General features: G+C 74.2%; 23 protein-coding genes. 11 read left to right on the top strand and 12 right to left on the bottom strand.

Annotated elements, in window-relative coordinates; genetic code table 11:
- The first annotated feature begins 37 nt into the window (after positions 1–37).
- The 3 genes from B124_RS15295 (at position 38) to B124_RS15285 (ending at position 2,185) form a co-directional block, all read left to right on the top strand.
- Positions 38–889, top strand: coding sequence for an AraC family transcriptional regulator (locus B124_RS15295; RefSeq protein ID WP_496503372.1), 852 nt, complete (start codon positions 38–40; stop codon positions 887–889).
- A 145-nt stretch (positions 890–1,034) separates the two neighbouring features.
- Entirely contained in the window at positions 1,035–1,880 is an 846-nt protein-coding gene (locus B124_RS15290) for an AzlC family ABC transporter permease (protein WP_496503371.1), read from the top strand.
- Complete coding sequence (locus B124_RS15285; RefSeq protein WP_496503370.1) at positions 1,877–2,185, top strand: AzlD domain-containing protein; 309 nt, start codon at positions 1,877–1,879, stop codon at positions 2,183–2,185. Before B124_RS15290 ends, B124_RS15285 begins: the two co-directional genes overlap by 4 nt.
- A gap of 141 nt (positions 2,186–2,326) precedes the next feature.
- Here the strand turns inward: B124_RS15285 and B124_RS15280 are convergent, their stop codons facing one another.
- Positions 2,327–3,229 carry a hypothetical protein gene (locus tag B124_RS15280; RefSeq protein ID WP_496503369.1) on the bottom strand — a complete coding sequence of 301 codons (903 nt, stop codon included), beginning with the start codon at positions 3,227–3,229 and terminating at the stop codon, positions 2,327–2,329.
- A gap of 90 nt (positions 3,230–3,319) precedes the next feature.
- Between B124_RS15280 and B124_RS15275 the strand changes: the two genes are divergently transcribed.
- On the top strand, positions 3,320–3,514 hold the full coding sequence (locus B124_RS15275; RefSeq protein WP_496503368.1) for a DUF3046 domain-containing protein: 195 nt from the start codon (positions 3,320–3,322) through the stop codon (positions 3,512–3,514).
- A 36-nt stretch (positions 3,515–3,550) separates the two neighbouring features.
- Positions 3,551–4,849: an AI-2E family transporter gene (locus B124_RS15270; RefSeq protein ID WP_496503367.1), complete on the top strand. Its 1,299-nt coding sequence runs from the start codon at positions 3,551–3,553 to the stop codon at positions 4,847–4,849.
- Here the strand turns inward: B124_RS15270 and B124_RS15265 are convergent.
- Both B124_RS15265 and B124_RS15260 read right to left on the bottom strand, forming a co-directional pair.
- On the bottom strand, positions 4,846–6,270 hold the full coding sequence (locus B124_RS15265) for a sensor histidine kinase (protein WP_496503366.1): 1,425 nt from the start codon (positions 6,268–6,270) through the stop codon (positions 4,846–4,848). The genes B124_RS15270 and B124_RS15265 overlap by 4 nt on opposite strands.
- Positions 6,271–6,282: 12 nt before the next feature.
- On the bottom strand, positions 6,283–7,026 hold the full coding sequence (locus tag B124_RS15260) for a response regulator transcription factor (RefSeq protein ID WP_496503365.1): 744 nt from the start codon (positions 7,024–7,026) through the stop codon (positions 6,283–6,285).
- A 259-nt stretch (positions 7,027–7,285) separates the two neighbouring features.
- Between B124_RS15260 and B124_RS15255 the strand changes: the two genes are divergently transcribed.
- The 5 genes from B124_RS15255 (at position 7,286) to B124_RS15235 (ending at position 12,408) form a co-directional block, all read left to right on the top strand.
- Positions 7,286–8,065, top strand: coding sequence for an amino acid ABC transporter ATP-binding protein (locus tag B124_RS15255; protein WP_496503364.1), 780 nt, complete (start codon positions 7,286–7,288; stop codon positions 8,063–8,065).
- Between the two features lie 36 nt (positions 8,066–8,101).
- On the top strand, positions 8,102–8,947 hold the full coding sequence (locus B124_RS15250; RefSeq protein WP_496503363.1) for a glutamate ABC transporter substrate-binding protein: 846 nt from the start codon (positions 8,102–8,104) through the stop codon (positions 8,945–8,947).
- 116 nt (positions 8,948–9,063) lie between these two features.
- Entirely contained in the window at positions 9,064–9,735 is a 672-nt protein-coding gene (locus B124_RS15245) for an amino acid ABC transporter permease (protein WP_496503362.1), read from the top strand.
- A complete protein-coding gene (locus tag B124_RS15240; protein ID WP_496503361.1) occupies positions 9,732–10,691 on the top strand; it encodes an amino acid ABC transporter permease in 960 nt (319 codons plus the stop codon). The genes B124_RS15245 and B124_RS15240 overlap by 4 nt, the downstream gene beginning before the upstream one ends.
- Before the next feature lie 130 nt (positions 10,692–10,821).
- Entirely contained in the window at positions 10,822–12,408 is a 1,587-nt protein-coding gene (locus B124_RS15235) for an FAD-dependent monooxygenase (RefSeq protein WP_496503360.1), read from the top strand.
- A 149-nt stretch (positions 12,409–12,557) separates the two neighbouring features.
- Here the strand turns inward: B124_RS15235 and dapF are convergent, their stop codons facing one another.
- The 3 genes from dapF to miaA form a co-directional block, all read right to left on the bottom strand.
- Positions 12,558–13,424, bottom strand: a complete 867-nt coding sequence (gene dapF, locus B124_RS15230) for a diaminopimelate epimerase (protein ID WP_496503359.1) — start codon at positions 13,422–13,424, stop codon at positions 12,558–12,560.
- A gap of 69 nt (positions 13,425–13,493) precedes the next feature.
- On the bottom strand, positions 13,494–13,952 hold the full coding sequence (locus B124_RS15225; protein WP_496503392.1) for a hypothetical protein: 459 nt from the start codon (positions 13,950–13,952) through the stop codon (positions 13,494–13,496).
- A 112-nt stretch (positions 13,953–14,064) separates the two neighbouring features.
- Positions 14,065–15,003, bottom strand: coding sequence for a tRNA (adenosine(37)-N6)-dimethylallyltransferase MiaA (miaA, locus tag B124_RS15220; protein WP_496503358.1), 939 nt, complete (start codon positions 15,001–15,003; stop codon positions 14,065–14,067).
- 180 nt (positions 15,004–15,183) lie between these two features.
- Between miaA and B124_RS15215 the strand changes: the two genes are divergently transcribed.
- The gene (locus B124_RS15215; RefSeq protein ID WP_496503357.1) at positions 15,184–15,393 is read left to right on the top strand and encodes a hypothetical protein; all 210 of its coding nucleotides are present in this window, start codon (positions 15,184–15,186) and stop codon (positions 15,391–15,393) included.
- A gap of 123 nt (positions 15,394–15,516) precedes the next feature.
- Here the strand turns inward: B124_RS15215 and B124_RS15210 are convergent, their stop codons facing one another.
- The 6 genes from B124_RS15210 to B124_RS15185 form a co-directional block, all read right to left on the bottom strand.
- A complete protein-coding gene (locus tag B124_RS15210; RefSeq protein ID WP_496503356.1) occupies positions 15,517–16,248 on the bottom strand; it encodes a class III extradiol dioxygenase subunit B-like domain-containing protein in 732 nt (243 codons plus the stop codon).
- A 258-nt stretch (positions 16,249–16,506) separates the two neighbouring features.
- A complete protein-coding gene (gene miaB / locus B124_RS15205; RefSeq protein WP_496503355.1) occupies positions 16,507–18,018 on the bottom strand; it encodes a tRNA (N6-isopentenyl adenosine(37)-C2)-methylthiotransferase MiaB in 1,512 nt (503 codons plus the stop codon).
- A gap of 87 nt (positions 18,019–18,105) precedes the next feature.
- On the bottom strand, positions 18,106–19,602 hold the full coding sequence (gene hflX, locus B124_RS15200) for a GTPase HflX (protein ID WP_496503354.1): 1,497 nt from the start codon (positions 19,600–19,602) through the stop codon (positions 18,106–18,108).
- Positions 19,603–19,742: 140 nt separating this feature from the next.
- Positions 19,743–21,239: a M1 family metallopeptidase gene (locus B124_RS15195; protein ID WP_496503353.1), complete on the bottom strand. Its 1,497-nt coding sequence runs from the start codon at positions 21,237–21,239 to the stop codon at positions 19,743–19,745.
- Between the two features lie 57 nt (positions 21,240–21,296).
- Positions 21,297–23,504, bottom strand: coding sequence for a RelA/SpoT family protein (locus B124_RS15190; RefSeq protein ID WP_496503352.1), 2,208 nt, complete (start codon positions 23,502–23,504; stop codon positions 21,297–21,299).
- A gap of 97 nt (positions 23,505–23,601) precedes the next feature.
- Positions 23,602–25,665: an ATP-dependent DNA helicase gene (locus B124_RS15185; RefSeq protein ID WP_496503351.1), complete on the bottom strand. Its 2,064-nt coding sequence runs from the start codon at positions 25,663–25,665 to the stop codon at positions 23,602–23,604.
- Between the last annotated feature and the right edge of the window lie 20 nt (positions 25,666–25,685).

Here is a 25,685-nt window from a genome sequence, read left to right as displayed (position 1 = left end):
GTGCACCCGGCCACTGACACCCAGCACACTTGTCCCCATGGGGGCACGTACGCCGCGGGCGTCGGGCGACGCCGGCCGCGAGTGGGCCCGGCACTGGCGTTACACCAGCCTGCCCGGCCTGGACCTGCTGCGCGCCCGCTACGTCGGGCACACCTTCCCGGCCCACTCCCACGACGGCTACGTCTTCGGCGCCGTCACCGCCGGCGTGGAGGCCGTCGGCCTGCCCGGCGGCACGCTCCTGGCCGGCCCAGGCACCGTCGTCATGATCAATCCCGAGGTGCCGCACACGGCCCGCGCCGGCGCCGCGGAGGGCTGGTCGTACGCGACGCTCTACCCGTCCGCCGGCCTGGTCGCCGCGGTGGCCGCGGAGGTCACCGCGATCCGCGGCACCGCGGGCTTCGGCGAGACCATGGTCGACGACCCCGGCGCCTCCCGCCTCATCGCCCAGGTGCACCGCGCTGCGGAGGAGGACGACCCGCTGGCCGCCGACAGCGTGCTGCGCGTCGTGCTGGCCCGCCTGCTGCGCCGCCATGGCGCGCGGCTCCCGGGGCGGGTGGTGGCGTCGGCGGGCGCGCGGACGGCCGCGCGGGCGCGGGCGGTGCTGTACGAGCGGATGGCGGCGCCGCCGACGCTTCAGGCGCTGGCGGCGGAGCTGGGCACGTCGCCGTTCGCGCTGCTGCGGGCGTTCAAGGAGGCGTACGGCACGCCGCCGCACCGCTGGCTGACCGACGCCCGGGTACGGCGCGCGCGGCGGCTGCTGGACGCGGGGCTGCGGCCGTCGGAGGCCGCGGTGGCCGTGGGGTTCACCGACCAGCCGCATCTCAACAGGCACTTCACCCGCATCGTGGGGGTGCCCCCGGGGGCGTACCAGCGGGAGCGGGCCGGCTGAACCGGCCGGCCCGCTACTGGAGGTGCCTGCTGGACCTCCCTGCCGGACCTCCTGCCGGACCTCCTGCCGGACGTGCCGCCGGACCTGCCGGTACGCGCAAGAACGTACAAGACCGGTCACACGCCGGCCGCATACCGTCCGGCACATGGCCACAGAAGCACAGCCTCCGTCCACCGCCGATCCCGCGCCCGAGGATTCTGTCCCCGAGGACCGCGCAGCCCTGCGCGACGGGCTCGGCGTCGGGATCGCCGTCGGGCTCTCCGGGTTCGCGTTCGGCGTCACCGCGGCCGGCGCCGGGCTCAGCACCGCGCAGGCGTGCGCCATGAGCCTGCTGATCTTCACCGGCGCCTCGCAGTTCGCCCTCGCCGGCGCGGTGGCCGCGGGCGGCGGCCCGTTCGCCGCCGCGGCCGGGGCCTTCTTCCTCGGCGTACGCAACGCGTTCTACGGGCTGCGCCTGGCCCCCATGCTCCGCCTGCCCCGCGCGCTGCGCCCGCTGGCCGCCCAGTGGGTCATCGACGAGACGGCCGTCGTCACCATCGCCCAGCCCACCCGCCGCGCCCAGCGCACCGGCTTCGTCGTCACCGGGCTGACCCTCTACGTCTGCTGGAACCTCACCACGCTCGCCGGCGTGCTCGGCGCCGAGGCCATCGGCGACACCGCCGCCTGGGGCCTGGACGCCGCCGGGCCCGCGGTGTTCCTGGCGCTGGTGGGGCCGATGCTGACCGGAACGGTGGAGCGGGCCACCGCGGTCGTCGCCGTCGTGCTCGTGCTCGGCACGCTGCCGGCGCTGCCCGCCGGGACGCCGGTGCTGGTGGCCGCGCTGGCGGCGCCGCTGGTGCTCGCGCTGCACGGGAGGCGCACGCGCGGGCGCGCGCAGGATGTTTCCGAGGACGGGACGGACACGGAAGCCGGGACGGACACGGCAGCCGGGACGGCCGCGGCAGCCGGTACGGACGCGGCGGACGCGCGGAACGCGGAGGGCGCCGCGTGACCACCTGGCTTGCGATCGGCCTGACCTTCGCCGGCTGCTACGCGGTCAAGCTGCTCGGCCTCTCGGTGCCCTCGGGCGCCCTGGAGCGCCCCCTCGTGCGGCGGCTGGCCGCCCTGCTGCCGGTCGCCCTGCTGGCGGCGCTCACCGCGCAGCAGACCTTCGCCGACGGCACGGCGCTGGTCGTCGACGCCCGCGCCGCGGGGCTCGCGGCGGCCGGCGGCGCGCTGCTGCTGCGGGCGCCGTTCCTGCTCGTCGTGGCCACCGCGGTGGTCGTCACCGCGGCGGTACGGGCCGTGGCCGGCTGACCGGTCCTGCCGCGCGCCGGTCCCGCCGCGCGCCCCGGGTCAGGGCACGCTTCCGTACGCCCGCTCCACGCGCCCGTACGCCCGCAGCAGGCCCGCACACCAGCCCCCGCGCCCGTACGCCCCCTCCAGCCCCGCGCGCCCTCAGATCCGTCCGTACGCCCGCAGCGTCAGCAGCGCCTCCAGCGTCGCCAGCGGTCTCGCCTCCAGCTCCGCCCCCGGCGACCAGCGCCGCCACGCCACCGGCCACCCGCCGTCCGCCCGCTGGTCCGCCGCCAGGAAGTCCAGCGACCGCGCCATCTCCGCGTCGCTGAACCACCGCCGCGCCAGCGATCCCGGCCGGCGGGCGAAGTCGTGCGGACGGTGGTGCTCGCCCGGCACGTGCCCCGCGGCCGGCTCCGCGCCCGCCCGGCCCGGCTCCAGCAGCACCAGCCGCTCGGCGCGCACCAGCCGGCCCAGCCGGTCCGCGGCGGCCTCCGCGCGCCGCCGGTCGGGTACGTGGTCGAGGAAGGCGACCGCGGCCTCGGCCTCGTACGGAAGGCTGCCGCGCAGCGTCTCGACGGCCTGCCAGCAGAAGTCGGTGGCGCGGAAGAGCCAGGCGTGCCAGACGTCGTTGCGGTGCAGCAGTCCCACGACCGGCGCGGTGGTCAGCAGCGCGCTCGGCGGGTCCGCGGGCACCGGCAGCCACGGGGCGGCCGGGTAGCCGCGCAGCGAGGGGTGCACGGCGGGCAGGGCGCCGTCGGGGTTGGAGACGGCGGTCAGATAGCGGCACACGTCCTCGGCGTGGCGCCCGGTGCAGCGGCCGAGGGAGTCGAGGACCCGCAGCGCGTGCGCGGTGTGCAGCGGCTGGCTGCCCGGACCGCGCAGATCGGGGTCCAGGGCGTGCCCGTAGCCGCCGTCGGCGTTCCGGTACGCCTCCAGCGCCTTCTCCACCCCGGCTGCGTCGGCGGCGCCGGGCACGAAGTGGTGCGCGAACCGGCGCTGCTCCAGCACGCGGGCGGTCAGCCAGATGAACTCTGCGGCGCGGGCCTGCGGGGAGTCAGCCATGGGGCGACGGTACGAGCACGGCGGGGCCGGCGGGGCGGCCAACGGGTGGGGAGCACTCTCAGGTGCACGTACGCGCGGGATAATGGACGCATGCGGTTGACGGTCTTCTGGCAGCGGATGCGTGACTACTTCGGCGAGCCCTATGTCGACTCCTTCGCCCGCGACCACGTGATGTCCGAGCTGGGCGGGCGCACGGTCCGCGAGGCGCTGGACGCCGGGTGGGAGGCGCGCGACGTGTGGCGCGGGGTGTGCGCGGCGATGGACGTCCCCGCGGAGATGCGCTGACGGGTCCGCCGGGGGCGTCGGCCACACTGTTCGTCCATGGCTCCAACTGCTCCCCCCGCCCCCTCTGACGACGCCCCCGCGGGCACGCCCCCGGGCGTCGGCACCCCGCCCGCGGCCGCACGCGAGCGCATGCCCGCCTGGCTGCCCCGCGCGATAGTCCTCGCGCTGGCCCTGTTCGCCCTCTTCCACGTCGCGGAATGGGCCTTCCACGAGCTGTACGGGCTGCTGATCAACATCGTGGTGGCCTTCTTCATCGCGCTGGCCTGCGAGCCCGCCGTCGACCGCCTCGCCGCCCGCGGCATGCGCCGGGGCGCCGCCACCGCGGTGGTCTTCCTCGGCGTGCTGGCCGTCGCCGCGGCGTTCGTGGCCGCCCTCGGGTCGCTGGTCGCCGACCAGATCCGGCTGATCGTCGAGAACTTCCCCGACTACGTCGAGTCCCTCGTCGAGTGGATCAACGAGCGCTTCGGCACCGAACTGCGCGTGGACGAGCTCCAGCAGGACTTCCTGAAGTCCGAGACCGTACGGGACTACCTGCAGCGCAGCGCCGACAACGTATGGGGCATCTCCACCACCGTCCTCGGCGGCCTGTTCACCGCGCTGACCGTGGTGCTGTTTGCCTTCTACTTCACCGCCGAGGGCCCGCGGCTGCGCCGCGCGATCTGCTCCGTACTGCCGCCGGCGCGGCAGGCCGAGGTGCTGCGCGCCTGGGAGATCGCGGTCGCCAAGACGGGCGGCTACCTCTACTCGCGCGGCCTGATGGCCATCGTCTCGGGCGCGGCGCACTACGTCGCGATGCTGCTGCTCGACGTGCCGTACGCGCCCGCGCTCGCGGTGTGGGTCGGGGTCGTCTCGCAGTTCGTGCCGACCGTGGGCACGTACATCGCCGGGGCGCTGCCCATCCTGCTGGCGTTCACCGTCGGGCCCTGGACGGCGCTGTGGCTGCTCGGGTTCGTGGCCCTGTACCAGCAGTTCGAGAACTACCTGCTGCAACCGAGGATCACCGCGCGGACCGTGGACATACACCCCGCCGTCGCCTTCGGCTCCGTCGTCGCCGGAGCGGCGCTGCTGGGCGCGGTGGGCGCGCTCATCGCGATCCCGGCCACGGCGACGCTGCAGGCGTTCTTCTCCGCGTATGTACGCCGCTACGAGGTCGATGCCCGCGTCCACGGCGACCGGCCCCCGCGCCGCCGCGGCCCGGCCCGGCTGGCCCGGCTGCGCGCCGCGCTCAGCCGCCGCCCCGGCGAGCCGGACGACGGGGACTCCGGCCGGGACCCCGGCGCAGACCCCGGCGCAGACCGCCGGGCGGCGTCCGGCGACGACCCCCGCAAGCCCTAGCCGGCCCCCGGCCCGCCGTCCTCCGGTGCCGTCCGCGGCACCGCGATCGTCACCCGGAGCCCCCTCGGCTCGTTGCGTTCGTACGAGATGCGTCCCCCGCCCGCCGCCAGCAGCGCCCGGGCGATGGACAGCCCCAGACCCGACCCGGAGACGTTCTGATGCCGCCCGCTGCGCCAGAAGCGGTCGCCGATGCGGCCCAGCTCCTCGTCGGTGAGCCCCGGCCCGCCGTCGGCGACCACGACCGTCACCTCGTCGCCGTCCGCGTCCACCCGCACCTCCACCTCGCCGCCCGGCGGCGAGAACTTCACCGCGTTGTCCACCACCGCGTCCAGCGCGCTGGACAGCGCCACCGGGTCCGTCCAGCCGGTCACGGCCGGGGCGCCGGACAGGAACAGCCGTACGTCCTGTCCCTCGGCCAGCGGACGCCAGCTGGCGACCCGCTCCGCCGCCACCCGGGCCACGTCGGTCACCCGCAGGTCGGCGGGGGTGTGCTCGGCCAGCGCCAGGTCCAGTAGGTCGTCCAGCACCCGGGCCAGCCGGGCGCCCTCCGCCTGCGCCGACTCGATCTCGGCGGCGGCCTGCGGCGCCTCGAGACGCAGCAGCTCGATGCGGAGCAGCAGCGCGGACAGCGGGTTGCGCAACTGGTGGGAGGCGTCGGCGACGAAGGTGCGCTGCTGCTCCAGCACGTCCTCGACGTTGTCGGCCATCTCGTTGAAGGATCCGGCGAGCCGGCGCAGCTCCGGCGGTCCGCCGGCGGTGGCGACGCGGGACTTCAGCCGGCCGGTGGCGATGTCGTGGGTGGCCTTGTCGAGCACGCGTACGGGCTTGAGCACCCAGCCGGTCAGCCGGTACGCCGCCGCCACCGCGACCGCCATCGCGGCGGCGATGCCGGCGCCGAGCCAGAGCCAGCCGGTGAGGGTGCGCGAGCGCATGGCCCCGGTGGGCGAGTCGGTGACCACGACGGCGACCACGTCCCCGTCCCGTACGACCGGCGAGGCGACGGTCAGCCGGCCGTCCTGCCAGGGCCAGACCTGCGGGGGGTCGTGGCTGCGGCGGCCCGCCAGGGACTCGGAGAAGGCCCGCTCGCCCTCGGCGCCCGCCATGGCCCGCCAGCCCGTGGGGGCGGCGGCCATCGCGGTGCGGTCGCGGTAGTAGACGCCGGCGCGGATGCCGTAGAGGCCGTGGTAGCGGCGCAGCTCCTCCTCCAGCGCCCGCAGCCGCTCGTCCTCGGAAGCCGGGCGGGCCTCGCTGCGGGAGGCGACGTACTGGGCGAGGGAGGCGAACCGGGCGGTGTCGTCGATACGGTCCACGATCACGTGCTGCTGCTCCTGCCCGGCGATGCGGTCAGCGAGCGGGAGGCCGAGCGCGAGCAGCATGCCGGCCATGAGCACGATGAGCAGGGGGAGCAGCCGGGTACGCATACGGCGGGGGCCTCAGCCGGCGGGCGGGGGCACGAGGCGGTAGCCGACGCCCCGCACGGTCTCGATGAGTGCGGGCAGGCCGAGCTTGCTGCGCAGGGAGGCGATGTGGACCTCCAGGGTCCGGCCCGTGCCCTCCCAGCTGCTGCGCCACACCTCGCTGATGATCTGCTCCCGCCGGAACACCACGCCGGGGCGGGCCGCGAGCAGCGCGAGCAGATCGAACTCCTTGCGGGTGAGCTGCACTTCCGCGCCGCCCACGCGGACCCGGCGCGCCTGCGGCTCCAGCGTCACGGGACCCACGACCAGCGGCGCCGCGGGCACGTCGGCCCGCTCGCCGGCCCCGGCCGCGCCCGCGCCGTCCGGCCCCGCGGCGGACTCCGGCTCCGCCGCCGCGGTGCGCCGGGCGACGGCGTGCACCCGCGCGAGCAGCTCGCCCGTGTCGTACGGCTTGACGACGTAGTCGTCGGCGCCCAGGTTGAGGCCGTGGATGCGGGACCGGACGTCGGCGCGCGCGGTCACCATGATCACGGGCGTGCCGGTGAGCTTGCGGATACGTCCGCACACCTCGAAGCCGTCCTGATCGGGCAGCCCCAGGTCCAGCAGCACCACGTCGAACGGGGCCAGCTCGCTGTGCAGCAGCTCCTGCAGCGCCTCCTGGCCGCTGTGGGCCATGCCCACCTCGAAGCCGTGCCGGGCCAGCACCGCGGAGAGCGCGGTGGCCACGTGGTCGTCGTCCTCGACGAGCAGCAGCCTCATCGGCCCTCCTGTTCCCTCTCTGGCGTATCGTCTCAGCCCGCACACGAATACAGGCGGATGCGGCCCCGCCTCGTCAAGTCCGGGCAGGTCACCCAGCGGTTTCCGTTATGTGACAGACACGGAGAGCGGCGTCCTGATTCATTCCATTGTGTCCGATTGCAGCCGGATCGTTATGCTCAATTTCCGCTCAGATGTGATGACGTTGGTCAAGGCTGCTCACTAAGGTCCAGGCAACCGAAGAGGACGGAGCAAGACGCGGATGACCGAGGTTTCGATGGCCAAGGACGCCGTTCCGGCGGCGGGCGAACCGCTGGTCGTGCTGGACAACGTCAACAAGCATTTCGGTGCGCTGCACGTGCTCCAGGACATCGACCTGACGATCGCGCGCGGCGAGGTCGTCGTCGTCATCGGGCCTTCCGGGTCCGGGAAGTCCACGCTGTGCCGCGCGATCAACCGGCTGGAGCCCATCGACTCCGGCCGCATCACCCTGGACGGCAAGCCCCTGCCCGCCGAGGGCCGCGAGCTGGCCAGGCTCCGCGCCGACGTGGGCATGGTCTTCCAGTCCTTCAACCTCTTCGCCCACAAGACCGTGCTGCAGAACGTGACCCTCGGGCAGGTCAAGGTCCGCAGGAAGGACAAGGCAGCCGCGGAGACCTCCGCCAGGGCCCTGCTCGACCGGGTGGGCGTCGGCAACCAGGCGGACAAGTACCCCGCGCAGCTCTCCGGCGGTCAGCAGCAGCGGGTGGCGATCGCCCGCGCGCTGGCGATGGAGCCCAAGGTGATGCTCTTCGACGAGCCCACCTCGGCCCTCGACCCCGAGATGATCAACGAGGTGCTGGAGGTTATGCAGCAACTCGCCCGGGACGGTATGACTATGGTCGTCGTCACGCACGAGATGGGCTTCGCACGCTCGGCGGCGAACCGGGTGGTCTTCATGGCCGACGGTCAGATCGTCGAGGAGACGACGCCCGACCAGTTCTTCACCAACCCTCGCAGCGACCGGGCGAAGGACTTCCTGTCGAAGATCCTGCACCACTGAGCTGCCGGCAACACACCAGACAGAAGGATGCTCACCATGAATCTCCGCAAGGTCAGCGCGGCGGCTGCCTGCGCACTCGCCCTGTCCGTCACCGCGGCCGCGTGCGGCTCCGACGACGACGGCGGCGACAGCGGTGACGGCGGCGGCAGCAAGGACTCGATCACCGTCGGCATCAAGTTCGACCAGCCCGGTCTCGGCCTGAAGGAGCCCGACGGCTCGTACTCGGGCTTCGACGTGGACGTCGCCACGTACGTGGCCAAGGAGCTCGGCTACTCCGAGGACCAGATCGAGTGGAAGGAGGCGATCAGCGCCGACCGCGAGACCATGCTGGAGCGCGGCGACGTCGACATGATCGCCGCCACCTACTCGATCACGGAGGAGCGCGAGCAGAAGGTCGACTTCGCCGGCCCGTACCTGCTGGCCCACCAGGACCTGCTGATCCGCGCCGACGACGACATCACCAAGGGCGAGGACCTCAACGGCAAGACCCTCTGCTCGGTCACCGGCTCCACCTCGGCGCAGAACGTCAAGGACACCATCGCGCCCAAGGCCCAGCTCGCCGAGCGCCCCGGCTACTCCGAGTGCCTCGACGCGGTCGCCGGCGGCTCGATCGACGCCCTGACCACCGACGACTCCATCCTCGCCGGCTACGCCGCCCAGGAGGCGAACAAGGGCAAGTTCAAGCTCGCCGGGCTGAACCTGAGCAACGAGAACTACGGCGTCGGCGTCCAGAAGGGCGACGAGAAGATGAAGAAGGACATCGACGCCGCCCTGGAGAAGATGGTCTCCGACGGCTCCTGGGAGAAGTTCATGGAGGCCAACCTCGGCCCCGCGAACTACGACTTCGAGCCCGCGCCGAAGATCGGCGACATCAAGCAGTGACCCCACCGCACCGCTGCCCCGCAACGGTGCGACCGCACTGTCAGAGCGGTGGTGTGCCGCCCGCCCCGGGTGGCACACCACCGCGTCCCACTTAAGGTGAGAGCGCTGGACTGACGTTGGACATCATCTCCGAATACGACACACAGATCCTGGACGCGTTCTGGGTCACCGTGAAACTCACCCTGCTGTCGGGCCTGTTCTCCCTCGTCTGGGGGACGATCCTGGCCGGCATGCGGGTCAGTCCCGTCCCGCTGATGCGGGGCTTCGGCGCCGTCTACGTGAACGTCATCCGGAACGTCCCCCTGACGGTCATCATCGTCTTCTGCGCCCTCGGGCTCTCGGACATCTTCGGCGTCACCCTGGGCTCCGGCGTCGACTTCGACTCCAAGTACTTCCGGCTCGCGGTGCTCGGACTGTCCGCGTACACCGCCGCGTTCGTCTGCGAGGCGCTGCGCTCGGGCATCAACACGGTCCCCGTCGGCCAGGCGGAGGCGGCCCGTGCCCTCGGGCTGAGCTTCATCCAGGTCCTCACCCTCATCGTGCTGCCCCAGGCGTTCCGCTCGGTCGTCGGTCCGCTCACCAACGTCCTCATCGCGCTCACCAAGAACACCACGGTGGCGGCGGCCATCGGCGTCGCCGAGGCGGCGCTGCTCATGAAGGAGATGATCGAGAACGAGGCGCAGCTCCTCCTCATCTCCGCGATCTTCGCGCTCGGCTTCGTCGTGCTGACCCTGCCGACCGGGCTCATCCTCGGCTGGGTCGGCAAGAAGGTGGCGGTCAAGCGATGAGTTCCGTTCTCTACGACGCCCCCGGCCCGAAGGCCAAGCTGCGCAACCTCGTCTACTCGGTGCTCTTCCTCGCCGTGCTGGCGCTCGGCGTGTGGTGGGTCATCGACAAGCTGAACGACAAGAAACAGCTCGAATGGGCGCTGTGGAAGCCGTTCTTCACGGATTCCCAGGCGTGGACCACGTACCTGCTGCCGGGCCTCGGCGAGACGCTCAAGGCGGCGGGGCTCTCGCTCCTCATCGCGCTGCCGCTGGGCGCGCTGTTCGGCATCGCGCGGCTCTCCGACCACGTGTGGGTACGGGTGCCGGCGGGGGCGGTCGTGGAGTTCTTCCGCGCCATCCCGGTGCTGATCCTGATGCTGTTCGCGAACCAGTTCTACTCCGAGTACACCGGCATCGACAGCGAGCAGCGCCCGCTGTACGCCGTCGTCACCGGGCTGGTGCTCTACAACGCCGCCGTGCTCGCCGAGATCGTCCGCGCCGGCATCCTCTCCCTGCCCCGGGGGCAGACCGAGGCGGCCAAGGCCGTCGGGCTGCGCAAGGGCCAGATGATGGGCTCCGTGCTGCTGCCGCAGGCCGTCACGGCGATGCTGCCGGCGATCGTCAGCCAGCTCGTCGTCATCGTGAAGGACACCGCGTTGGGCGGCGTGATGATCGGCTTCAGCGAACTGCTCGTCGAGCGGCGCACGCTGGCGTCCAACTACTCCAACGTGTTCGCCAGCTTCATCATCGTCGCGGCGATCTACGTCATCGTGAACTTCATCCTGACGTCGCTGGCGAGCTGGCTGGAGCGCGCGGTCCGGCGCGGCAAGCGGACCACGGGCGCGGTGGTCGGGGTCGCGGCGGTCGACGACCTGAGCACCGGGGCCGCGGCCGGCGCGCTGGGCGGCGCGGCCGGCGCGGGCGGTGACGCCCTCGCGGGCGGCGGTGGCGGGGGAGACGGCGGGGGCACGACGTAGCCCGAAGGGGCGGCCCTCAGCCCTCAGCTTGACTGCGGTGTCCGGCAGTGGGTTGCATACGTCGTGTGATCGCGCACCCGGCTCCACAACCCCTCGTACGCAGTCAGCATGGCGCCGGAGGCGCGGCACCGTGGACCCGGTGATCATCGTCGGGGCGGGCCCGGTCGGGCTCGCCCTGTCGGTGGCGCTGGCACGGCACGCGGTCCCCACGCTCCTCCTCGACGACCGGCCCGCAGGCGACGCCGAGGAGGACGGCAGGCCCGCCGGTCCCCGCCCGGCCCGTACCGCCGTACTGCGCCCGCACACCACCGCGTTCCTCGACCGCCTCGGCGCCGCCGACGCCCGCGAGCAGGGCGCCCGGCTCGCCGGCTGGCGCGTGCTGCGCGGCAGCAGGACGCAGTTGCGGGTGGAGTTCGGCGAGGCCGGCGGCCCGGCGCCGCTGCACGTCGCCCAGTCCGCCCTGACGACCACGCTGGCGGCGCTGGCCGACCACTCCCACCACGTGGAAGTCTTCCGCGGCAGCCGGCTGACGGAGCTGACGCAGGAGCCGTACGGCGTCAACGTCCGTACCCGGGCCGGGACCCGGTGGCGCGGGAGTTGGCTCGTCGGCTGCGACGGCGCCCGGTCGACCGTGCGCAAGCTGCTTCAGGTGCCGTACGCGGGCCGCACGGCCGTCGAGCGGCACGCCGTCGCCGCCGTACGGGCCGACCTGCCCTGGCCCGGCGAGGGCGTGCTGTACCGCGGCACGCCGCGCAGCGGGCCCGGCGCCGAGTGCGTCGCCCGGCCGCTCGGCGACGACCGGTGGCGGCTGGACTGGCTGCTGCCGCCCGGCGGCGGTGTCGTCACCCCGGAGGCCCTGGTCGCGCGGCTGGAGGCCACCCTGCGCGGCTGGACGGGCACCCGGCACCCGTCGTACGAACTCCTCGACACCGGTGTGCACACCGTCCACCACCGGCTCGCCCGCCGCTGGCGCCGCGGCCGGGTGCTGCTCGCCGGCGACGCCGCCCACCTCGTGGGCTCCCTCGGCACCCAGCAGCTCGACGAAGGTCTCGCCGACGCCGAGAACCTCGCCTGGAAGCTCGGCCGCGTCTGGCACCAGGCCGGCCGCGACGACTCCGGCGACGACCTCGTCGACACCTACGCCACCGAGCGCCGCGGCGCCATCAGCGCCCGGCTGCGCGCCGCCGACCAGGTCCGCCCGCTGCTGCGCCGCGCCGGCGGCCTGCGGGCGGCGGTGCGCGGCAAGTCGGCGGCGGAGCTGCTGACGGACGGCCATCTGGGGCGCGGCCGGATAGGCGGCCCGCCGGTGTACGACACGGTGCCGACGGGGCTGGACGGGGCGGTTCAGGTAGGCACGGCCCCCGGCGCGCGGGTCGACGACGTCCCCGTGATCGCGCCGGACGGCTGGACGGGCCGGCTCTCCGAGCGGCTGGGCGGCGACCCGCTGGTGGTGCTGGTCGCCCCGGGCACCCGCGTCTGGGACCGCAGCCGCTGGCTGCAGGCCGGGCTGATGCCCAAGCTGACGCGGCTGGTGGGCGAACTCCCCGTCCGCGCCCGGCTGCTGGTCGCGGAGTCGTACCCGGGCGCGGCGCCCCACACGGTGCTCTGCATCCGTCCGGACGGCCATCTGATGGCGGCGATGGCGGGGGTGCGCGAGGAGCCGATGCGGGTGTGCGCGAACCGCATGCTGGGCCGGGCGGACGACGCGGACGAGTAGGGCGGCGCGTACGGGAGCCTTCCCGGGCGGGACGCTGCGCGGGGACGGGACGCTGCGCGGGGACGGGACGCTGCGCGGGGATGGGGCGCCCGGCGTGCGGTCGGCGCCGCGCGCCGCGGCGGGCCGCCGCGGCTGTCCGGTGCCGGCGGCTACAGCCAGCCGGGGACCGTGTCGCCTTCGGCGACGATGACGGCGGGGCCGGTCATCTCCACCTCGCCGTCGGGATGTTCGGTCACCACGAGGCGGCCTCCGGGCACGTCCACCGTGTACGTCTCCGGGCGGCCCGTCGCCGCCGGGTCCACGCCGTCGCGGCGGGCCGTGGCGACGGCCACCGCGCACGCCCCCGTACCGCACGAGCGGGTCTCGCCCGAGCCGCGCTCGTGGACCCGCATCGCCACGTGCCGCGGGCCGCGGTCCACGACGAACTCCACGTTCACCCCCTGGGGATACGCCGACGCCGGCGCGACCCCCGGCGCCTCGTACAGCCGCCCCGCGTCCGCGAGGTCGGCGACGAAGGTCACCGCGTGCGGGTTGCCCATCCCGACGTTGCGCGCGGGCCAGCTCCGCTCGCCCACCGTGACCGTCACCTCGGCGTCCGGGCCGTCCGCGAGCGTGGCCCGGCCCATGCCGACCGTCACGTCACCGTCCTTCGCCAGGTGCACGCGCCGCACCCCCGCGCGCGTGCCGACGGCCAGATCGCCGGTCTCCGCGAGCCCGGCGTGCTGCAGATAGCGGGCGAAGACCCGCACCCCGTTCCCGCACATCTCGGCGATGCTGCCGTCCGCGTTGCGGTAGTCCATGAACCACTCCGCGTCGGCGGCCATGCGCCGCCCCTCCGGGTGCGCGTCGGACCGTACGACCCGCAGCAGGCCGTCGGCGCCGATGCCCGCCCTGCGGTCGCACAGCCGGGCCACGGTGCTCGCGGACAGGCTGATGAGACCGGCCGGGTCCGGGAGGATCACGAAGTCGTTCTCGGTGCCGTGTCCCTTGAGGAAGTTCAGGTGCGCGGTGCTCATTCTGCGATCGTAACCGTCCGCGCCGACAACGCCCCGGCGGAAGAAAGACGACCGGGCTCCGCGCGCCGGTCAGCCCAGCCGGGCCACCCGCCAGACGGCCAGCGCCACGGCAGCCGCCACCGCCGCCGCGTAAAGCAGCGCGATCCGCCAGTCCGCCCGGCGCCCCGAGCCGCGCCGCGGCAGCCCCGGCAGCGCCAGCCCCACCCGGCGCGCGGCCATCATCGCCCACCCGGCGGCGCAGCAGCTGATCAGCAGCCCGAGCATGGCCACGACGGGACCGCCGCCGCCGAACTCGAAGGCCAGCGGGAACGCGAACATCAGCGAGCCCAGCGCGGCCAGCGCGACGATGGGGGCGAGCTGCCAGAAGCGCAGCAGCCGCGGCGGGCGCAGTTCGCGGAACGACTCCTGGCCCGCAGGCTCCGGTGCCTCGGAGAGGTCTCCCGCGAGGTCGTCCGCGGGCTCTGCCACGGGTCCCGCGATCCGGTCGTCCTGCGGCTCCCGTCGACTGTCACGAGGGCCGGCCTCCATAGCCACGTGCCCTCCCAACCTCCGGCGACTTCCAGGCTCCCAGCTCGCCTCGATGATGGCACGGCCGGGAACACCCGCAGTGCCACCGAGGCGTCCCGATGCCATGACGTGATCAGCCTGTGACCGACCGTTCGAGTAGCTCATACGCGGTGTCCGCAAGGCGGTCACGATCGGCTTCCGAGCCGCTGATCCAGTGCACGCGCGCATCGCGCCGGAACCACGTCTCCTGCCGCCGCGCGAACCGCCGGGTGGCCCGCACGGTCTCGTCCCGGGCCTCCGCTTCCGTGCACTCACCGGCGAGGAACGACAGCACCTGCTGGTACCCCAGGGCCCTGGAGGCCGTACGGCCCTCACGAAGCCCTTCCGCTTCCAGCCGCCGCACCTCGTCCACCAGCCCGGCCCGCCACATCCGGTGCACGCGCCGCTCGATCCGGTCCGCCAACTCCGGGCGCGGCACGGCGATGCCGAACTGGAGAGTGTCGTAGACCGACTCGTGCGCGGGGAGGCTGGCCGTGAAGGGGCGGCCGGTCAGCTCGATCACCTCCAGGGCCCGGACGATCCGGCGGCCGTTGCCCGGCAGGATCGCCTGCGCGGCGGCGGGGTCGGCGGCGGCGAGCCGGTCGTGCAGTGGTCCGGGCCCGCTCTCCGCCAGCTCCGCCTCCAGCCGGGCGCGGACGGCCGGGTCGGTGCCGGGGAAGTCCATGGCGTCGATGGCCCCGCGCACGTACAGACCGGAGCCGCCGACGAGCACCGCGGTGCGGCCGAGCGCACCGAGGCGGTCGATCTCGGCGCGGGCCAGGCTCTGGTACGCGGCGACGCTCGCGGCCTGGGTCACGTCCCACACGTCGAGCAGGTGGTGCGGCACGCCTTGCCGCTCCGCGGGCGTCAGTTTGGCCGTGCCGATGTTCATCCCCCGGTAGAGCTGCATCGAGTCGGCGTTGACGATCTCGCCGCCGAGCCGCCGGGCGAGCGCGATCCCGAGCTCGGACTTGCCGGCGGCCGTGGCCCCGACGACCGCGACGACCTGGGGGCGGGGGGTGGTCTCTGTCACGCGGCAAGTCTCGCAAACAACGGGCCGGCCCTCGAACGAGTGACGTAACGCGGTGCCCGCGGCGTCGTTTGGCGTTCCGAGGTTCCGAACGCCGGTCTGCGGACCGGGCCCCGGGGCGCGCAAGGAGCCGCTCCGGGAGGCGCGGGATTTCGCCCACGCGAGTCAGTTTTTGGAGGAGAGATGGGCGTTCTTGCCAAGCTTCTTCGTCGCCGCGGATCGAGCGGGGAGGGGCAGGCCGGGGAGGCGGAGGCGGCAGCGGCGGCAGAGGCGCAGCCCGCGCCCGCCGGGGAGGCGGCGGGCGCGGACGCCCCGGGTGCCGCGGGGATCCCGAAGCAGCAGTCGGCCGAAGGGGCCGCGGACAGCGGCGCGGGCGACGACGCCCGCCAGTAGGGCCTCCGGGAGGCGCGCGGCCCCGCCCGGGGCCCGCGGCCCCGGGCCGCCGCACCGGGGGCACGGGTGTCAGGACCGGCGTTTCTGGACCGGCGTTTCTGGACCGGGGGTTGGAATCAGGTTTCAGGACCAGGCGGCGACGAAGTAACCCACCCCGTACGGCGCCTCGTTGTACAGAAGTGCTCCGCGCAGGGCGGTGTCCCCGGCGGCGCCCGCGGCGCCCGCGGCGACCTGCCAGCAGGCGCGGCCCGTGGCCTGCACGCCGGAGGCCAGCTCTGCGTCCAGTGCCGCCAGGGCCGCGGTGTCCGCGGCGCCCAGGGCGCGGGCCGCCTCGGCGTCGAAGCCGGCGGCGCGCTCGTCGTAGTAGCCGGGGGCCTTGTGCGTACGGCACGCGCTGCCGTCGCCCAGCACCAGCAGGGCCACCCGCCCCGCCTTCGCGGCGATCTCCCGGCCGGCCTCCGCGCAGCGCTCGCCCGCCAGCGACTCGCCGACGCCCAGCCCTTCCACGGGCGTGCCGTTCCACTCCGCCCGCTGAAGCAGCCACGCGCCCACCGCAAGCGACGGCGGCAGCTCCCGCTCGCCGGGGGCCGGCTCCGCGCCGCTGGCCGGCCCGAGCCGTACCGCCAGATCCACGCCGAAGCCCCGGAACGACCCCCGGGCCCCCTGCGGATACGGTCCCCGCCCGGCCTGCTCCGCGGGCCCGACGACGACCAGCACGTCCGGCCGCGCCGCGGCCAGCACCCCCACGGCGTCCATACACGCCGTTCTGAGCGCTTCCAGCTCGCCGGCGGCACCAGAGGCCACCTCGGGTACCAGCAGGGGCGGACAGGGGCAGCAGGCGGCAGCGACGAGCATGAGCCGCAGCCTAGCCGCCCCGCTCGGAGCGTCCCCCAAGGCGCCGCCGGGTGGGCGCGCAGCCGGGGCACGGGCCAGGCTCAGGGCCTGCCGGGCCTGCCGGGTGGGACGTGCCGTCCGGCCCCTGTCCCCGGGGCGGAGCCGGTCAGGCCGGTTGTCGGGCGCCCGGCCGGACAGCCGCCGCGTGGCGCCGTCCTTGCGGCCCCCGCCCTCCGCGACCAGACGTGCCGTCCGCCCCGGCCCCCGCGGCGGAGCCGGTCAGTGCGCCGCGCAGCCCTCCGCCGCCGGCAGCGGGTCCGGGACGCCCACCTTCGGCAGCCCCAGCAGCACGCCTGTGCCGCCGGCCCCGCCCGCGGCCGGCCCGCCCTCCTGCCGCGCCGCCCAGGCGTCGCCGGAGCGGGTGCGCCGCACCGCCCGCGGCTCGGACTCCGCCAGCAGGTGGTGGGGCGCCGCGTACGTGATCTCCACCGTCGCCATGTCGCCCGGCCGCACCGGCTCCTCCGGCCGCGCGAAGTGCACCAGCCGGTTGTCGGGCGCCCGGCCGGACAGCCGCCGCGTGGCGCCGTCCTTGCGGCCCTCGCCCTCCGCGACCATGACCTCCAGGACCCGTCCGACCTGCTTCTTGTTCTCGCCCCAGGAGATGTCCTCCTGCAGGGCCACCAGCCGCTCGTACCGCTCCTGCACGACCGCCTTCGGGATCTGCCCGGCCATCTCGGCCGCCGGCGTCCCCGGCCGCTTGGAGTACTGGAAAGTGAACGCCTGCGCAAAGCGCGCCTCGCGCACCACGTGCAGCGTCTGCTCGAAGTCCGCCTCGGTCTCGCCGGGGAAGCCCACGATGATGTCGGTGGTGATGGCCGCGTCCGGGATCGCGGCCCGTACCTTCTCGATGATCCCCAGATACCGCTCCTGCCGGTACGAGCGCCGCATCGCGCGCAGCACCGTGTCCGAGCCGGACTGCAGCGGCATGTGCAACTGCGGCATCACGTTCGGCGTCTCGGCCATCGCCTCGATCACGTCGTCGGTGAAGTCACGCGGGTGCGGCGAGGTGAAGCGCACCCGCTCCAGACCCTCGATCCGCCCGCAGGCCCGCAGCAGCTTGCCGAACGCCTGCCGGCCGCCGATGTCGGACCCGTACGCGTTGACGTTCTGCCCCAGCAGCGTGATCTCGCTGACGCCCTCCGCGACCAGTGCCTCGACCTCGGCGAGGATGTCCCCGCTGCGGCGGTCCTTCTCCTTGCCGCGCAGCGCCGGAACGATGCAGAACGTACAGGTGTTGTTGCACCCCACGGAGACCGAGACCCACGCGGCGTACGGGCTCTCGCGCCGCGTCGGCAGCGTGGAGGGGAACGCCTCCAGCGACTCGGCGATCTCGACCTGCGCCTCGCGGGCCACCCGCGCGCGCTCCAGCAGCACCGGCAGCTTGCCGACGTTGTGCGTGCCGAAGACGACGTCGACGTACGGGGCGCGGCTCACGATCGCCTCGCGGTCCTTCTGCGCCAGACAGCCGCCGACCGCGATCTGCATGCCGGGCTTCGCGGCCTTCTTCGGCGCGAGCTGGCCGAGGTTGCCGTACAGCCGGTTGTCGGCGTTCTCGCGCACCGCGCAGGTGTTGAACACGACGACGTCAGCGGTGCTGCCGGAGCCGGGCTCGGCGCGGACGTAGCCCGCTTCCTCAAGCAGCCCCGACATCCGTTCGCTGTCGTGGACGTTCATCTGGCATCCGAACGTCCTGACCTCGTACGTGCGCGGCTGTGCGACTTCCTCGGGCATGCCAGCGATCATCCAAACGACGACGGGGGTTCACGGACGGGCCGCCGGGGCGGCCCGTCCGTCAGTCTACGACTTCGGCGAAAGCCCTCAGTCGGCCTGCCCGGCGGGGGCGTACCGCCTCAGCTCGGCGGCCAGTTCCTCGTGCACCAGGGCCTTGAGCAGGGTGCCCGCGGCGATGTGCTCCTCCACCAGCACCTCGCCCTCGTCGTGCACGCGGGAGACGAGCGCGCCCTTCGTGTACGGCACGACGGCCTCGATCTGGATCTGCGGACGCGGCAGCTCCACGTCGATGAGCGCCTTCAGCTCCTCGATGCCCGCGCCCGTCGCCGCCGAGACCGCGATCGCCCGCGGCTCGATGCGCAGCAGCCGGCGCAGCACGTCCGGATCGGCGATGTCCGCCTTGTTGATCACCACGATCTCGGGCACGGACGTCGCGCCCACGTCGCGGATCACCTCGCGCACGCTGATGAGCTGCTCCTCGGGCGCCGGGTGGGAGCCGTCGACCACGTGCAGGATCAGGTCGGCGTCGCCGACCTCCTCCATCGTGGAGCGGAACGCCTCGACGAGATGGTGCGGCAGGTGCCGTACGAAGCCGACCGTGTCCGTCAGCGTGTAGAGCCGCCCGCTGGGCGTCTCGGCCCTGCGCACGGTCGGGTCGAGGGTGGCGAACAGCGCGTTCTCCACCAGCACGCCCGCGCCCGTGAGCCGGTTGAGCAGCGAGGACTTGCCCGCGTTGGTGTAGCCGGCGATGGCGGTCGACGGCACCTTGTGCCGCTTGCGCTCCTGCCGCTTGACGTCCCGGCCGGTCTTCATGTCCGCGATCTCCCGGCGGAGCTTCGCCATCTTCTCGCGGATGCGCCGCCGGTCCGTCTCGATCTTCGTCTCACCGGGGCCGCGGGTGGCCATGCCGCCGCCCGCGGAGCCCGAGCCGCCGCCGCCCATCTGCCGGGACAGCGACTGGCCCCAGCCGCGCAGCCGCGGCAGCATGTACTGCATCTGCGCGAGCGCGACCTGCGCCTTTCCCTCGCGGGACTTGGCATGCTGGGCGAAGATGTCGAGGATCAGCGCGGTGCGGTCGACGACCTTGACCTTGACGACGTCCTCAAGGTGGATGAGCTGGCCGGGACTCAGCTCACCGTCGCAGACGACGGTGTCGGCCGCGGTCTCGACCACGAGGTCGCGCAGCTCCAGCGCCTTGCCGGAGCCGATGTACGTCGCGGGGTCGGGCTTCTCGCGGCGCTGCACGACACCGTCGAGCACGACCGCGCCGGCCGTCTCGGCGAGCGCGGCCAGCTCCGCGAGCGAGTTCTCGGCCTCCCGGACCGTACCGGAGGTCCACACGCCGACGAGCACGACCCGCTCCAGCCTCAGCTGCCGGTACTCGACCTCGGTGACGTCCTCCAGCTCGGTCGACAGACCGACGACGCGGCGCAGCGCCGCACGGTCCTCGCGGTCGAACTGATCGCCGTCACGATCCGCGTCGGATCCGGGACTCCACGCGGCTTCGGCTTCCATGAGGGCGTCGGCACGCAGTCCTTCCGGGAGACGCTGACCGTCCTGGGGAAGGTGAGTGGGAGAAGTCATCGGATCCTTGTCTGTGAGATGGGTTGTCTGCTTCCGACAACGCCCCGCAGACCGGGAGGATTCCCCGCACGGCGGGCGTCGCGGCATCCATGATGGTCGCACGCTGCCGCACGGTCGTCACCCGCTTTACGGCCGCCGGCTCAGGGCGCCGGCTTCCCCGGTGCCGCCGGCTTCCAGCCGGGGTGGCCCGGCATCGGCGGGGTGCGCTCGCCGTACAGCCAGGGGTGCAGGAAGCCCTCCAGATCGCGGCCGGCGACCTCGGAGGCGAGCGCGACGAAGTCCGCCGTGCCGGCGGTGCCGTCCCGGTGGCGCGTCACCCACGCCCGCTCCAGCTCCTCGAACACGGCTGCGCCGATCTCCTGGCGCAGCGCGTACAGCACCAGCGCACTGCCCTCGTAGACCACCGGACGGAACAGCTCCAGCCGGCCGCCGTCCGTGGGCCGCCGCGGCGCCGCCGGCGGGCCGCCGCGGCGGCGCCAGCCGTCGGACAGCTCGTACGCCGCGCGCATCCGGTGCACCAGGCTGCCGCGGTCGTGCCGCTCGTCGGTGAACAGGGCCTCGTACCAGGTCGCGTGGCCCTCGTTCAGCCACAGGTCCGACCACCTGCGCGGCGTCACGCTGTTGCCGAACCACTGGTGTGCCAGCTCGTGCACGAGGACGCCCTCGGCGCGCTCCGGGTACTTGTCCACGGCCAGCAGGAAGTCGCGGCCGAAGACCGACAGGGTCTGCGTCTCCAGCGCGTAGGTCAGCGGCGCGTCCACGGCCAGCAGGCCGTACGACTCCAGCGGGTAGCGGCCCACGTGCCGCTCCATCCAGGCGATCTGCCCGGACGTGCGGTCGACGACGGGGCGGGCGGTGCGCCGGTCGCGTTCGGGGACGACGTGGCGCAGCGGCAGCCGGTGCGGGCCGGTGCCGCGCAGCACGGCGGAGCGGCCGATGGAGACCTGGGCCAGCTCGGTGGCCATGGGGTGGGCGGTGCGGTACGTCCACGTGGTGCGGGCGCCGTCGCGCTCGCGGGCCACGCGCAGGCCGCCCGCGACGACCGTGAGGTCCTTGGGAGCGGTGACGCGGAAGGTGAAGCGGGCCTTGTCGGAGGGATGGTCGTTGCCGGGGAAGACGCGGTGCGCGGCGTCGGCCTGGTTGGCCATCGCGAGGCCGTCGCGGGTACGGATCCAGCCGCCGCCCGTGCCGCGGGGGTCGCTGGTGTGCCGGACGGCGATGCGCAGCCGCTCGCCGGGGTACAGCGTGCGGGCGGGGGTGACGACGAGGTCCTCGCCGGCGCGGGCGTGGGCGGCGGGGCGGCCGTTGACGGTGACGTCGCGGACGGTGCCGTGGGTGAAGTCCAGGTTGAGGCGGGGCAGCCGGTCGGTGGCGCGGGCAGTGATCTCGGTGCGGGCGGTCAGGGGGGTGTCGTTGCGGCCCGGGTAGGTGAGGGCGATGTCGTAGTCGAGGACGTCGTAGCCGGGGTTGCCGAGGTGCGGGAAGAGGGGGTCGCCGATGCCCGCGGGGCGGGGCTGCGGGTCGGCGGGCGCGGCTGGTGCGGCGGGTACGGCTGGTGCGGCGGCCAGGGTGGCGAGGGCGACGGCGGCGAGCAGGGCGTGGCGCAGCGGGCGGCGCAGCCGGACGGAGCGGAGCATGCGCTACCGCTATCAGCGGGCGACCGCCGTGCGCCGCCGACGCGGCAGCGGTGCACTCTAACGAGTGCGGGCCCGCAGGCCGGGCGCCTGCCGGTCCGCTCCCGGGGGGTGCTGGGCGCGGGACACGTCGTACACGCCGGGCACCCGGCGCATCGCGCGCATCAGGCCCGGCAGCTCCGCCGGGTCGGGGAGCTGCAGCGTGTACGTGTGCCGTACGCGCTGCTGGCGGGGCGGTTCGACGTCGGCGGCGACGATGGCGACGCCCGCGGCGGCGATGGCCTCGGTGAGGTCGGCCAGGAGATGGGCCCGCACGAACGCCTCCGCCTTGAGCGTCACCCGCAGGTCGGCGGGGGGTGCGCCCTCGCCGGTACGCCAGTGGACGCTCAGCTCGCGGCGGCCGGCGGCGGCCATCCGGGCCACGGTGGCGCACTGCGTCCGGTGGACGGTGACGGCGCCGCCGCGGACGACGAAGCCGGTGACGGCGTCGGGGGGCACGGGCGTACAGCAGCGGGCGAGGCGGAGCGTGGTGTCCGGCAGCTCGGCGACGGCGGGTTCGGCGGCACGCGGGAGCCCGTCAGCCGGTAGGTCCGCCGGTACGTCCGGCATGTCCGCGGGGGAGCCGGCGGCGTCGGCTGCGGCGTCGTCCGCGGGGGAGCCGGGTGCGGCGGGGGCCGGCGGGGCGAAGCCGGCCGGGGCGGGGAGCGCCGCGTCGGCGGGCTGCGCCGCCGGGTGGTCCGCCAGCCAGCGCGTGATCGCGATCCGCGCCGCGGGCGTCTGCGCGTGGTCCAGCCACTCCGGCGCGGGCCCCGACGACTCCGGCGCCAGCAGCAGCGTCAGCGCGTCGCCGTCCCGCAGCAGCGTCCCGAGGCCGGCGAGCCGCCCGTTGACGCGCGCGCCCACCAGCGTGTGCGCCGTCTCCCCGTGGCGCGCGTACGCCGCGTCCACACAACTGGCCCCGGCGGGCAGCACCAGCGGCCCGCCCGGGTCGCAGAAGACGGTGATCTCCTGGTCGGGGGCGAGGTCCTCGCGTAAGGCGGACCAGAAGGCGTCGGGGTCGGGAGTGGCGCGCTGCCACTCCAGCAGCCGCTTCAGCCAGTCGCCCACCTGACCGGCCGCGGGCCGCGCCAGCGGGCTGGCCAGCGCCACCACCCCGGCCTCGGCGACGCGGTGCATCTGCCGGCTGCGTACGAGCGTCTCGACGACGTGCCCGCGCTGGTCGGCGACGGCCGTGTGCAGCGACTGGTAGAGGTTGAACTTCGGTACGGCGATGAAGTCCTTGAACTCCGCCGGCACCGGCTTGAAGCACGTGTGCAACTCGCCCAGCACCGCATAGCAGTCCGCCGCCTCCGGCACCAGCACCAGCAGCCGGCCGAAGTCCGTCCCGCGCAGCTCGCCGCGCTTCTCCAGCACCCGGTGCACCGAGAGGATATGCCGCGGCCGGATGGCGACTTCGGCCGTGATGCCGGCGGCGTGCAGGACCTCGCGCAGCTCGGCCGCGGTCTCCTCCAGCGGGTCCGGGCGCCCGGCGTTCGCGAGCACCAACTCCCGGCTGCGCGCGTACTCCTCGGGGTGCAGGACGGCGAAGACCAGGTCCTCCAGCTCGGTCTTGATCGCCTGCACGCCGAGCCGCTCGGCCAGCGGGATCAGCACGTCGTGGGTCACCCGCGCGATGCGCACCTGCTTCTCCCGGCGCATCACGCCCAGCGTGCGCATGTTGTGCAGCCGGTCCGCGAGCTTGATCGACATCACCCGTACGTCGCTGCCCGTCGCCACCAGCATCTTGCGGAACGTTTCCGGCTCGGCGGCGGCGCCGTAGTCGACCTTCTCCAGCTTGGTGACGCCGTCGACGAGGTACGCCACCTCCTCGCCGAAGCCCGACCGCACCTGATCGAGCGTCACCTCGGTGTCCTCGACGGTGTCGTGGAGCAGGGACGCCGTCAACGTCGTGGTCTCGGCGCCGAGTTCGGCGAGGATCAGGGTGACGGCCAGCGGGTGCGTGATGTACGGATCACCGCTCTTGCGCATCTGGCCGCGGTGCGCGTCCTCGGCGAGCAGATACGCGGTGCGCAGCGTGGGGATGTCGGCGTCTGGGTAGAACCCGCGGTGCGCCTTGGCCACATGCTCCAGGGCGTGCGGCAGGCCGTCGCGCGAGGAGGCGCCGCCCAGCAGGGCCACCCGGCCCAGCCGGCGGAGATCGAGGCGGGCCCTGCCGCGCCGGCGGGCGCCGCCCGCCGGATTGCCCGGACTGTGGACCTCTGCGCTCAATCGGCACCTCCGGCAGCTCACCGGCCCCCGTGCCGGTACTTGATGCTACCGAGCCCACCACGCAGTCCTGTACGGCTCTCGCCCAGCGTGGTCCAGATCACCCATTCGAGCGATCGGACCGCGCCGCCGTGTCGATGGCGGCCAGCGAACGGCGCACCTGGTTGCGGTCGGTCGTGTACCAGAAGTCCGGCATGGACGCGCGGAGATAGCTGCCGTACCGGGCCGTCGCCAGCCGCGGGTCGAGCACCGCGACGACGCCGCGGTCGCCTGTGGCGCGTACGAGCCTGCCCGCGCCCTGCGCCATGAGCAGCGCCGCGTGCGTCGCCGCGACCGCCATGAAGCCGTTGCCGCCGCCCTTCTCCACGGCCTCCTGCCGCGCGGTGGCCAGCGGGTCGTCGGGGCGGGGGAACGGGATGCGGTCCATCACCACCAACTGGCAGCCGGCGCCCGGCACATCGACGCCCTGCCACAGCGACAGACTGCCGAACAGGCACGTCGCCTCGTCCGCCGCGAAGCGCTTGATCAGCTCGCCGAGCGTCTCCTCGCCCTGCAGCAGCACCGGGACGTCGAGCCGGCCGCGCAGCTCCGTGGCCGCCGCCTCGGCCGCCCGCTTCGACGAGAACAGCCCCAGCGTGCGCCCACCGGCCGCCTCCACCAGCTCCGCCAGCTCGTCGAGCATGTCCCCCCGCGCGCCGTCCCGGCCGGGCCGCTCCAGATGCCTGGCGACGTACAGGATGCCCTGCTTGCGGTAGTCGAAGGGGGAGCCGACGTCCAGGCCCTTCCAGACCGGGGCGCCCTCCTCGCCGCCGCCCTCCGGCGGCAGCCCCAGCGAGGCGCCGATCCCCGCGAAGTCGCCGCCCAGCTTGAGCGTCGCCGACGTGAGCGTCACCGACCGGTCGCTGAACACCTTCTCGCGTACCAGACCCGACACCGACAGCGGCGCCACCCGCAGCGACGCGCCGAACCGATCGTGCCGCTCGAACCACACCACGTCGAACTCCGAGCCCTGCGTGATCCGCTCGGCGACCTCCTGCACGTTCTCCACCGAGGCCAGCGCGAGACGGCGCACCGCGTCCTCGTCCTGCACGGAGGCGTCCCGCGTCGCGCCCAGCGCGGAGATGACCGTACGGGCGGCGTCCCGCAGCGCCAGCAGCGCATACCCCAGGTCCTCCGGCACCGGCTCCAGCCGGCCCGGCAGCGCCAGCTCCATCAGCCGCTCGAAGCTCTCCGCGGCCGTCTGCAGCGCGTCCGCCGCCTTCTCGTTGACCAGCTTCGCCGACAGCCGCACCGCGCGGTTGACCCGGCCGGGGGTCAGCTCGCCCGTGGCCACACCGGTGACGCGGGAGACCAGCTCGTGCGCCTCGTCGACGATGAGCACCTCGTGCGACGGCAGCACCGTGGCGCCCTCCAGGGCGTCGATGGCCAGCAGCGCGTGGTTCGTGACCACCACCTCCGCCAGCTTCGCCCGCTCCCGCGCCGCCTCCGCGAAGCACTCGGGGCCGTACGCGCAGCGCGCGGCGCCCAGACACTCGCGGGCCGACACCGACACCTGCGACCAGGCCCGGTCCGAGACACCGGGGGTCAGCGAGTCCCGGTCGCCGCTCTCCGTCTCGTCCGCCCAGTCGCGCAGCCGCAGCAGATCCTGGCCGAGCTTGCTCGACGGCTGCGACGACGCGCTCTCGAACGGGTCGAAGAGCCCGGCGCCCAGGTCTGGGTCGTCCTGGGGCACGCCCTCGTGCACCCGGTGCAGGCACAGGTAGTTCGACCGGCCCTTCAGCGTCGCGAACGCGGGGCGGCGGCGCAGCCGCGGGTGCAGCGCGTCCACCGTGCGCGGGAGATCGCGCTCGACGAGCTGCCGCTGCAGCGCCAGCGTCGCCGTCGCGATCACGACCCGCTCGCCGTGCGCCAGCGCCGGCACCAGATAGCCCAGCGACTTGCCCGTCCCCGTCCCGGCCTGCGCCAGCAGGTGCGAGCCGTCCGCGATCGCCTCCGCGACGGCCTCGGCCATCGCCACCTGGCCCTCCCGCTCCACGCCGCCGACGGCGGCCACGGCCGCATGGAGCAGTTCACGCAGCTCGCTGCGGTCGTCGTGGTCGTCATGGGCATCGTGGTCGGGGGTGCCGGCGCCGTCGTCGGGCGCGAGCACGTTCTGGTCTGCCATGGCACGCAACCCTAAGGGGC

The organism is Streptomyces sp. CNP082 (assembly GCF_059570535.1).
The sequence above is the reverse complement of the archived record's forward strand: the minus strand, read 5'-3'. Positions and strand labels throughout refer to the sequence as shown.

Excerpts from the sequence above, each read along its gene's own strand:
- B124_RS15295 (WP_496503372.1), top strand. The coding sequence starts at position 38 with ATGGGGGCACGTACGCCGCGGGCGTCGGGCGACGCCGGCCGCGAGTGG.
- B124_RS15290 (WP_496503371.1), top strand. The coding sequence starts at position 1,035 with ATGGCCACAGAAGCACAGCCTCCGTCCACCGCCGATCCCGCGCCCGAG.
- B124_RS15280 (WP_496503369.1), bottom strand. The coding sequence starts at position 3,229 with ATGGCTGACTCCCCGCAGGCCCGCGCCGCAGAGTTCATCTGGCTGACC.
- B124_RS15275 (WP_496503368.1), top strand. The coding sequence starts at position 3,320 with ATGCGGTTGACGGTCTTCTGGCAGCGGATGCGTGACTACTTCGGCGAG.
- B124_RS15270 (WP_496503367.1), top strand. The coding sequence starts at position 3,551 with ATGGCTCCAACTGCTCCCCCCGCCCCCTCTGACGACGCCCCCGCGGGC.
- B124_RS15265 (WP_496503366.1), bottom strand. The coding sequence starts at position 6,270 with ATGCGTACCCGGCTGCTCCCCCTGCTCATCGTGCTCATGGCCGGCATG.
- B124_RS15260 (WP_496503365.1), bottom strand. The coding sequence starts at position 7,026 with ATGAGGCTGCTGCTCGTCGAGGACGACGACCACGTGGCCACCGCGCTC.
- B124_RS15255 (WP_496503364.1), top strand. The coding sequence starts at position 7,286 with ATGACCGAGGTTTCGATGGCCAAGGACGCCGTTCCGGCGGCGGGCGAA.
- B124_RS15250 (WP_496503363.1), top strand. The coding sequence starts at position 8,102 with ATGAATCTCCGCAAGGTCAGCGCGGCGGCTGCCTGCGCACTCGCCCTG.
- B124_RS15240 (WP_496503361.1), top strand. The coding sequence starts at position 9,732 with ATGAGTTCCGTTCTCTACGACGCCCCCGGCCCGAAGGCCAAGCTGCGC.
- dapF (WP_496503359.1), bottom strand. The coding sequence starts at position 13,424 with ATGAGCACCGCGCACCTGAACTTCCTCAAGGGACACGGCACCGAGAAC.
- B124_RS15225 (WP_496503392.1), bottom strand. The coding sequence starts at position 13,952 with ATGGAGGCCGGCCCTCGTGACAGTCGACGGGAGCCGCAGGACGACCGG.
- B124_RS15215 (WP_496503357.1), top strand. The coding sequence starts at position 15,184 with ATGGGCGTTCTTGCCAAGCTTCTTCGTCGCCGCGGATCGAGCGGGGAG.
- B124_RS15210 (WP_496503356.1), bottom strand. The coding sequence starts at position 16,248 with ATGCTCGTCGCTGCCGCCTGCTGCCCCTGTCCGCCCCTGCTGGTACCC.
- miaB (WP_496503355.1), bottom strand. The coding sequence starts at position 18,018 with ATGCCCGAGGAAGTCGCACAGCCGCGCACGTACGAGGTCAGGACGTTC.
- hflX (WP_496503354.1), bottom strand. The coding sequence starts at position 19,602 with ATGACTTCTCCCACTCACCTTCCCCAGGACGGTCAGCGTCTCCCGGAA.
- B124_RS15195 (WP_496503353.1), bottom strand. The coding sequence starts at position 21,239 with ATGCTCCGCTCCGTCCGGCTGCGCCGCCCGCTGCGCCACGCCCTGCTC.
- B124_RS15185 (WP_496503351.1), bottom strand. The coding sequence starts at position 25,665 with ATGGCAGACCAGAACGTGCTCGCGCCCGACGACGGCGCCGGCACCCCC.